Here is a 7,961-nt window from a genome sequence, read left to right on the forward strand (position 1 = left end):
CGCCGGCGCACGGGAGTTCACTGGAGCGCGAGCGGGAACGCCGACGCGGGCCGGGCCCTCACGGGGGGAGGGCCCGGCCCGCGCGACAGCGGTGCGGGGGTGCGGCGGTACAAGGCGTACCGGAGGCGCTAGATGATGCCCTCGGCGATCTCCGCCTGCTCCTTGTCCGTGCCGTACGCGGCCGGGGTGTTGTAGGAGCGGCGCGCCACGAACCACCACACCGTGGCCAGGAGCAGCACCACCGCGAGCGCGATGGAGGCGTAGTTCATGGTGTCGGCGGTCACCGGGGAGGACTGCGGCAGGCAGAACAGGACCGTCACGAAGGCGACCCAGCACACCGCGATCCAGCCGACGGGCTTGCTCCACCGGCCCAGGTTCCACGGCCCCGGCTGGAACCGGTCGCCCGCCTTCAGGCGCAGCAGCACCGGGATGGCGTACGCGGGCGTGATGCCGATGACGTTGATGGCGGTGACGGCGCCGTACGCGGTCTTCGAGTACAGCGAGGGCAGCGCGATGACGGCCGCCAGGCCCACCGACAACCACACGGCGGGCACCGGCACCTGCGTCTTGGTGCTCACCTTGCGCCACAGCTTGGAGCCCGGCAGCGCGCCGTCGCGGCTGAAGGCGAAGACCATGCGGCTGGCCGCGGCCGTCTCCGCGTTGCCGCAGAAGAGCTGCGCCACGATCACGATGAGCATCAGCGCGGTGGCGCCGGACGTGCCGAGCCCGTCGAGGAAGATCTGCGCGGGCGGCACCCCGGTTGCCGAGTTCTGCGTGCCCGCGTAGTCCTGGATGGCGAAGGTGAGCCCGGCGAGGAGCACGAACCCGGCGATCCAGGAGACCCAGATGGCGCGCACGATGCCGCGCGCGGCGGTCACGGAGGCGTTGGAGGTCTCCTCCGACAGGTGCGCCGAGGCGTCGTACCCGGAGAACGTGTACTGGGCGAGCAGCAGGCCGATCACGCACACGTACAACGGGCTGGACCAGCCGGTGTCGTTGACGAACTCGCCGAACACGAACGACGGCGACTGGTGCGAGTCCGGGACGATCGCGAGGACGCCGACGATCACCGCGACGCCCGCGAGGTGCCACCACACGGAGATCGAGTTGAGGAGGCTGACGAGCCGGACGTTGAACAGGTTCAGGACCGCGTGCAGCAGCAGGATGCACAGGAAGATGACGAAGGTGGAGCCGGCGGTCGGGTGGAAGTCGGTGTGCATGCTCAGCAGGGCCCCGCTGAACAGGGCCGCGCCGTAGTCGATGCCCGCGATCGCGCCGAGCAGGCCGAGCAGGTTGAGCCAGCCCGTGTACCAGCCCCAGCGCCGCCCGCCGAGCCGGTCCGCCATGTAGTACAGGGCGCCCGACGTCGGGTAGGCGCTGGTGACCTCCGCGAGCGCCAGACCGACGAACAGGACCATCAGGCCGACCCCGGCCCAGCCCCACATCATCACCGCGGGCCCGCCCGTGCCGAGGCCGAAGCCGTACAGCGTCATGCAGCCGGACAGGATGGAGATGACGGAGAAGCTGATGGCGAAGTTACCGAACCCGCCCATGCGGCGGGCCAGGACGGGCTGGTAGCCGAGTTCCCTGAGCCGCTGCTCCTCGTCGGGCAGGGGTGGTATCGCGGCGGAACTCGGCACGGTGGTGCGGGACACGGATCAACCTCCGGGAGAGCGGCGGTGCGGGGGTGCGGGGGTGCGCCAGGGGGTGACGCGGTACGGGGGTGGTGCGGTACTGAGGTGGCGTGGGGTGGTGCCGCCCGGGAGGGGCGCGGGGGTCAGCCGCGCGGCCCCGGACCGCGCGCGGCGTGGTAGCAGCGCGAGCGGGCCTGCACGAACGCCTCGGCGGCGGCGTCCGCGTCCCCGGGCGACGTGGTGCGGTACGTCCACGGCACGGTGGTGAAGAAGGGGTCGAGCGCCTCGAACACCCGCACCGCGTCGTGGAAGTGGTGCGCGCCCCACAGCGCGTGCGCCAGGTAGTTCAGGTCGAGCAGCGAGGCGGCCTCCGGCTGCGTGTGGTCGAACCAGAGCTGGAGCGCCCGCAGCGCGCCGCGCGTCGCGTCCTCGGCGATCCAGTGCAGGTCCAGCGCGCGCTCGGCGCCGCCCTCGCGCCGGTAGCGCTCCACCCGTACGTACAGCGGCAGCACGTGCAGCGGGGACCCGGCGGGCGCCGCCGACGAGGCCCAGTGCACGAAGTTGACCGCCTCGGTGAGCGGCGCGCCCGGCCTGCGGTGGTAGGCGAACTGGAGCATGCGGTGGTACGCCTCGCGGTTGCCGGGGTCGCGCTTGTCGGCCTCGGCGAGGAGCTGCCAGGGACCGGGGAACAGCATCGGCTCCGGCGCCGGCACCCGGTGCTCGTCCCAGCGCTGGCCCTCGTCCAGCTGGGCCAGCGCGATCAGGCAGATCCACGGGACGGGGTCCTCCGGGGAGGTCTGCGAGGCGATGCGGCAGGCGGTGTTCGCCTCCCGCCACAGGTCGTTGGTGTGCCGGTGGCCCGCGCGGTGGGCGCGCAGGGCCCGCTCCACCGTGACCCGGGTGTGCAGGATCGTCGCGGCCACGCTGCGCGGCTCCTCGGCGAGCCAGGCGCGCACCACGTCGGACCCGGCGACGGCGGCCGCCAGGATCTGCGTGCGCTGCGTCCACAGGCCCCAGTCCGGGGTCTCGGTGAGCAGGTTCCTCGTCGACACCCAGCGGCCTGCCTTGAGGTCCTGGAGCACGGCGCGCAGCGGTGCGTCGTGACCGGCCGGGTGATACACCGGGCGGGCTAAGGGCATCGGCATGGGTCCTCTGGGCTCTGACGTGGGAGCGGAACGGGCAGGTGGCGGGGGTGCGGTGGCCGGAGGTGCGGCGGGTGGTGCGGGAGGGCTGGACGGCCGGCCGAGTGGTCGGAGAGTGACGGGTGAACGACGGCTGACGTGCGTGATGAACTGTTGTACGAGTGCGTGTTGTTGTTCGGCGGTCAGTGTAGAGCGGAGAGTTCCGATTACTGGGTGGTCCTCGAATCTTTCTTGACCAACTTGTGTCAACGCGGCGCGCCGGTGTGACGTTTGGGTTCCGCTTCGGTCAACAGCGCCACCGAAAACGACATTTGGGTACCGCTTCCGACCCCGCCCGCCCCTTGCCGTCCGACCCGGCCCGTCCCTTGACGGTCGGCCCCGCCCGTCCCTTGTCGTCCGCCCCCGCCCGTCCCCGCCCGTCCCTTGACGGTCGTACGACGCCTGTAGGAGTCTGCCGCAGTGATCACGACGTTCCGCGGGGCCCGCGCGCCACGACGCCGGACAGGGCGCCGATGAGCGGCGGCCCGGTCCTCGCCATCGACCAGGGCACCTCCGGCACCAAGGCCCTCGTCGTCTGCCCCGAGCGGGGCGTGATCGCCTCCGCCGAGGCCCCCGTACGCCCCCGACACCTGCCCGGCGGCCTCGTCGAGGTCGCCCCCGGCGAGCTGCTCGCCTCCGTGCTCGACGCGGGGCGCGCCGCGCTGGCCCGGGCGGGCGAGCCGGTCGCCGCCGTGGGCCTGGCCAACCAGGGCGAGACCGTCCTCGCCTGGGACCCCGCATCCGGCGAGCCGCTCACCGAGGCCCTCGTCTGGCAGGACCGCCGCGCCGAACCGGTCTGCGCCGAACTGGCCGCGCACGCCCAGGAGCTGCGCGACCTCACCGGCCTGCCGCTCGACCCGTACTTCGCCGCGCCCAAGATGACGTGGATACGCCGCCACCTCACCCGCCGCGGCGTGGTCACGACCAGCGACGCCTGGCTCGTGCACCGGCTGACCGGGGCCTTCGTCACCGACGCCGCCACCGCGGGCCGCACCCAGCTCCTCGACCTGGACGCGGTGGCCTGGTCCGAGCGCGCCCTGGCCCTCTTCGGGCTCGACGGCGAGGAGCTGCCCCGCGTCGTGGACGCCGCCGGACCGGTCGGCACCACCCGGGACTTCGGCGCCGAGGTGCCGCTGACCGGCCTCCTCGTCGACCAGCAGGCCGCGCTCCTCGCGCAGGACGTCACCGAGCCCGGCGGCGCCAAGTGCACCTACGGAACCGGCGCGTTCCTGCTCGCCCAGACCGGCGAGCGGCCCCGCCGCGGCGACTCGGGCCTGGTCGCCTGCGTCGCCTGGCGCCTCGCGGGACGCACCAGCTACTGCCTGGACGGGCAGGTCTACACGGCCGCGTCCGCCGTGCGCTGGCTCACCGACCTCGGCGTGATCGGCGGCGCGCACGACCTCGACCGGGTCGGCTCCGGCGTCCCGGACACCGGCGGCGTCACCTTCGTGCCCGCCCTGGCCGGGCTCGCCGCCCCCTGGTGGCGCGGCGACCTGCGCGGCTCCCTGACCGGACTCGGCCTGGACACGGGGCCCGGCCACGTCGTCCGCGCGCTGTGCGAGGGCATCGCCGCGCAGGTCGCCGAGCTCGCCGACGCCGCGGCCGCCGACCTGGGAGCCCCCCTGCGCGCCCTGCGCGTCGACGGCGGCCTGACCCGCTCGGCCCTGCTCATGCAGACCCAGGCCGACCTGCTCCAGCGGCCCGTCGAGGTCTCGGCGCTGCCCGACGTGACGGCGCTCGGCGTGGGCGCGGTGGCGCGCCTCGGCCTCGACCCGCGCCTCGGCCTCGCCGACGCCGTCCCCGCCTGGGAGCCCGCCGCCGTCTACGAGCCGCGGATCGGCCCGGACGAGGCGGCGACCCGCCGCGCGGCCTTCCGCGCCGAGGTCACCGCCCTGCTGGAGCGGGCGGGGGCACCGCCGGGGGAGCGCCCGGCGTCCACGTGAGGACGGGCGGTGGCGGGCGGAACAGGGGACGGTCATCAGACGGCACCGTCATACCGTCATACCGTCATGAGGACGGGGCGGTCACGAGGGCGAGGAGCGCGCACGGGATGGAGCGGCGGCGGCACGGCCGGGTCACGCGGGCCGGGGACCTGCCCGGCGAGGCGTACGACGTCACCGTCGTCGGCGCCGGGGTCGTCGGCGCCGCCGTCGCCCGCGAACTGGCCCGCCACCGGCTGCGGATCGCCGTCGTCGAGGCGTCCGACGACGTGGGCGAAGGCACCTCGAAGGCCAACACGGCCATCCTGCACACCGGGTTCGACGCCGTGCCCGGCACCCTGGAGGCCCGACTCGTCCGCGACGGGCAGCGGCGCCTCGCCGCGTACGCGGCCGAGACCGGCATCCCCGTGGAGCCGGTCGGCGCGCTCCTGGTCGCCTGGGACGAGGAGCAGCTCGCCGCCCTGCCGGCGCTCGCGGCGAAGGCCGCGCGCAACGGCTACCACGAGGCCCGGCTCCTGGACGCCGCCGCGCTCCGGGCCCGCGAGCCGCGCCTCGGCCCCGGCGCCCTCGGCGCGCTCGACGTCCCCGGCGAGAGCGTCATCTGCCCCTGGACGACGCCGCTCGCCTACGCCACCCAGGCCGTCCGCTCCGGCGTCGACCTGCACCTCGCCTGCCGGGTGACCGCGGCGGCCCGGGACGGGGACACCCATGTCCTCACCACGAGCCGGGGCGCCCTGCGCACCCGCTACCTGGTCAACGCGGCGGGCCTGGGCGCCGACACCGTCGACCGGCTGCTCGGCCACGACACCTTCACCGTCACCCCGCGCCGCGGCCAGCTCATCGTCTACGACAAGCTCGCCCGGGACCTGGTGCGCCACATCCTGCTGCCCGTGCCCACCGCCCTCGGCAAGGGCGTCCTGGTCGCGCCCACCGTGTACGGCAACGTCCTGCTCGGCCCCACCGCCGAGGACCTCGACGACAGACAGGCCACCGGCTCCACCGCCGCCGGGCTCGCCGCGCTGCGCGAGCAGGGCGCCCGCATCCTGCCGGAGCTCCTCGACGAGGAGGTCACCGCCGTCTACGCGGGGCTGCGGGCCGCGACCGAGCACGAGGACTACCAGATCCACGCCCGGCCCGAGCAGCGCTACGTGACCGTCGGCGGCATCCGCTCCACCGGCCTGACGGCGTCCATGGCCATCGCCGCGTACGTCACGGACCTGCTCGCCGAGGCCGGACTGCGCCTGGGCGGGCCCGGGGAGCTGGCGCCGGTGCGGATGCCGAACCTCGGCGAGGCCTTCCCGCGGCCCTACCAGCGGGCCGAGATGATCGCCGCCGACCCCGCGTACGGCGCCGTCGTCTGCCACTGCGAACGCGTCACGCGCGGTGAGATCCGCGACGCCCTGCGCAGCACCGTCCCACCCGTCTCCGTGGACGGGCTGCGGCGCCGCACCCGCGCCCGCGGCGGCCGGTGCCAGGGCTTCTCCTGCGGTGCCGCGGTGCGCGAACTCCTCGAAGGCCGCGACCCGTCGACGGAGGACTCATGAGGAACGAGCGCGCGGTCGACGTCCTGGTCGTGGGCGCCGGGCCCGCCGGGCTCGCCGCCGCGGCCGCGCTCGCCGCCGCGGGCGTGCCCCGGGTCGAGGTCCTGGAGCGCGAGTCCCGGGCGGGCGGCGTCCCGCGCCACTGCCACCACGGCGGCTTCGGCGACCGGATGGTCGCGGGCGTGGCCCTGCCGGGCACCAGCGGCCCCCGGTACGCGCGGCGGTGCGTCGACGCGGCCCTGCACGCGGGTGCCACCGTCCGCACCGGCGTCATAGCCACCGGCTGGGCCGGCCCCCTGACGCTCGACACGACCGCGCCCGGCGGTCTGGAGCGCCTCGGCGCCCGCGCCGTCGTCCTCGCCACCGGCGCCCGCGAGCGGCCCCGCGCCGCCCGCCTGGTACCGGGGAGCAGGCCCGACGGCGTCTACACCACCGGCGAACTCCAGCAGGCGGTGCACCTCTACGGCCGGCGCGTCGGGACCCGGGCCGTCGTGGTCGGCGCCGAGCCGGTCGCGTACGCGGCCCTGGACACGCTGCGGCGCGCGGGCGTCCACGTCATCGCCCAGGTGACCGCGTCCGGGCGCCCCGAGGCACCGGCCCGCAGCGCCGCCGTGGCCCGGCTGTGGCACGCGACCCCGCTCCTCACGGACACCGAGGTGGCCGAACTGACCGGCCGGGGCCGCCTCTCGGGCGTGCGCCTGCGCCACCGGGACGGCCGGAGCGGCCACCTCGCCTGCGACACCGTCGTGTTCACCGGGGACTTCGTGCCCGAGCACGAACTGGCCCGGCGCGCCGGCGTGCCACTCGCCCCCGGCACGCGCGCCCCCGCCGTCGACACGGCCTCCCGCACGGCCGTCCGCGGCGTCTTCGCGGTCGGCAACCTGGCGCACGCGGTGGAGCCCGCCGGGGCGGTGGCCGCGGAGGGGCGACGGGCCGCGACGGCGGTACGGCACTTCCTGGAGTCGGGGGAGTGGCCGACGCGGCATGCCGCACGATGACGCCACGGGCGCGGCGCGCTCCCCCCATCCGCCGGGCGAACGGCCGACGCCCACCGCCCCCCGGCGTCCCGGGCGGCCTGACGCCCTGGCACCCCTGCGCTCCGGCGGCGCGACGCCTGGGGCCCGGCGTTCTGGCGGCCCTGCTGTCCCCGGGGGCCCGGCGTCCCCGGCGGCCTGGCGTCCCGGCGGCGTGGCGTCCCGGCGGCCTTGCGGCGCGCGCCCCGCGGCCCTGCACTCTGGCGGCTCGGCGGCCTGGCAGCCCTGCTGTCTCCGGGGGCCCGGCGTCCTGCACGACCCGAGCGTTCTCCGGGGCCTGGCGGGTTCAGCGGTTCGGTGTCCTCCGCGCTTCGGCGACCCCGGTGGCCTGGCGTCCCCGACGGCCTGGCAGCGCTGCGGCCCTGCTGCCCCCGGGGCCCGGCGGCCCTGCGCTCTGGCGGCGCGGCGCCCGGGGGCCCTGCGGCCTGGCGGCCCTGCCGTCCCCCGGGCCCGGCGTCCCGCGTGGCCCGGCGTCCCAGTGGCCCGGCTGCCTGCGCCCCGGCGCCCCCCCCCCCCGGCCCCCGCCCCCGGGGGGGGGGCCCGGGCCCCGCCCCCCCCCCCCCCCCCCACCCGCCAGAACACCACACGGGGGAAAAATAGACGGACCGGGGCGCCCCCCCCCCCCCCCCCC

General features: G+C 76.2%; 4 protein-coding genes and 1 pseudogene. 3 read left to right on the plus strand and 2 right to left on the minus strand.

The genetic code is table 11. From position 1 onward, the window contains the following. Positions 1-128: 128 nt before the first annotated feature. Complete coding sequence (locus tag QK440_RS32140) at positions 129-1,655, minus strand: amino acid permease (protein WP_282796769.1); 1,527 nt, start codon at positions 1,653-1,655, stop codon at positions 129-131. Between the two features lie 122 nt (positions 1,656-1,777). Continuing rightward, the gene (locus QK440_RS32145; protein WP_282796770.1) at positions 1,778-2,779 is read right to left on the minus strand and encodes a hypothetical protein; all 1,002 of its coding nucleotides are present in this window, start codon (positions 2,777-2,779) and stop codon (positions 1,778-1,780) included. 509 nt (positions 2,780-3,288) lie between these two features. Between QK440_RS32145 and QK440_RS32150 the strand changes: the two genes are divergently transcribed. The 3 genes and pseudogenes from QK440_RS32150 to QK440_RS32160 all read left to right on the plus strand — a co-directional run. Next, complete coding sequence (locus tag QK440_RS32150) at positions 3,289-4,758, plus strand: FGGY family carbohydrate kinase (protein ID WP_282796771.1); 1,470 nt, start codon at positions 3,289-3,291, stop codon at positions 4,756-4,758. 107 nt (positions 4,759-4,865) lie between these two features. Further along, positions 4,866-6,299: an FAD-dependent oxidoreductase gene (locus QK440_RS32155; protein ID WP_282796772.1), complete on the plus strand. Its 1,434-nt coding sequence runs from the start codon at positions 4,866-4,868 to the stop codon at positions 6,297-6,299. Next, positions 6,296-7,225 (plus strand): annotated as a pseudogene (locus QK440_RS32160) (FAD-dependent oxidoreductase); the annotation flags it as partial. The gene QK440_RS32155 and the pseudogene QK440_RS32160, both read left to right, overlap by 4 nt. Between the last annotated feature and the right edge of the window lie 736 nt (positions 7,226-7,961).

It is taken from the genome of Streptomyces sp. CC224B, assembly GCF_030010595.1.
GTDB classification, from domain to species: Bacteria; Actinomycetota; Actinomycetes; order Streptomycetales; family Streptomycetaceae; genus Streptomyces; species Streptomyces longispororuber.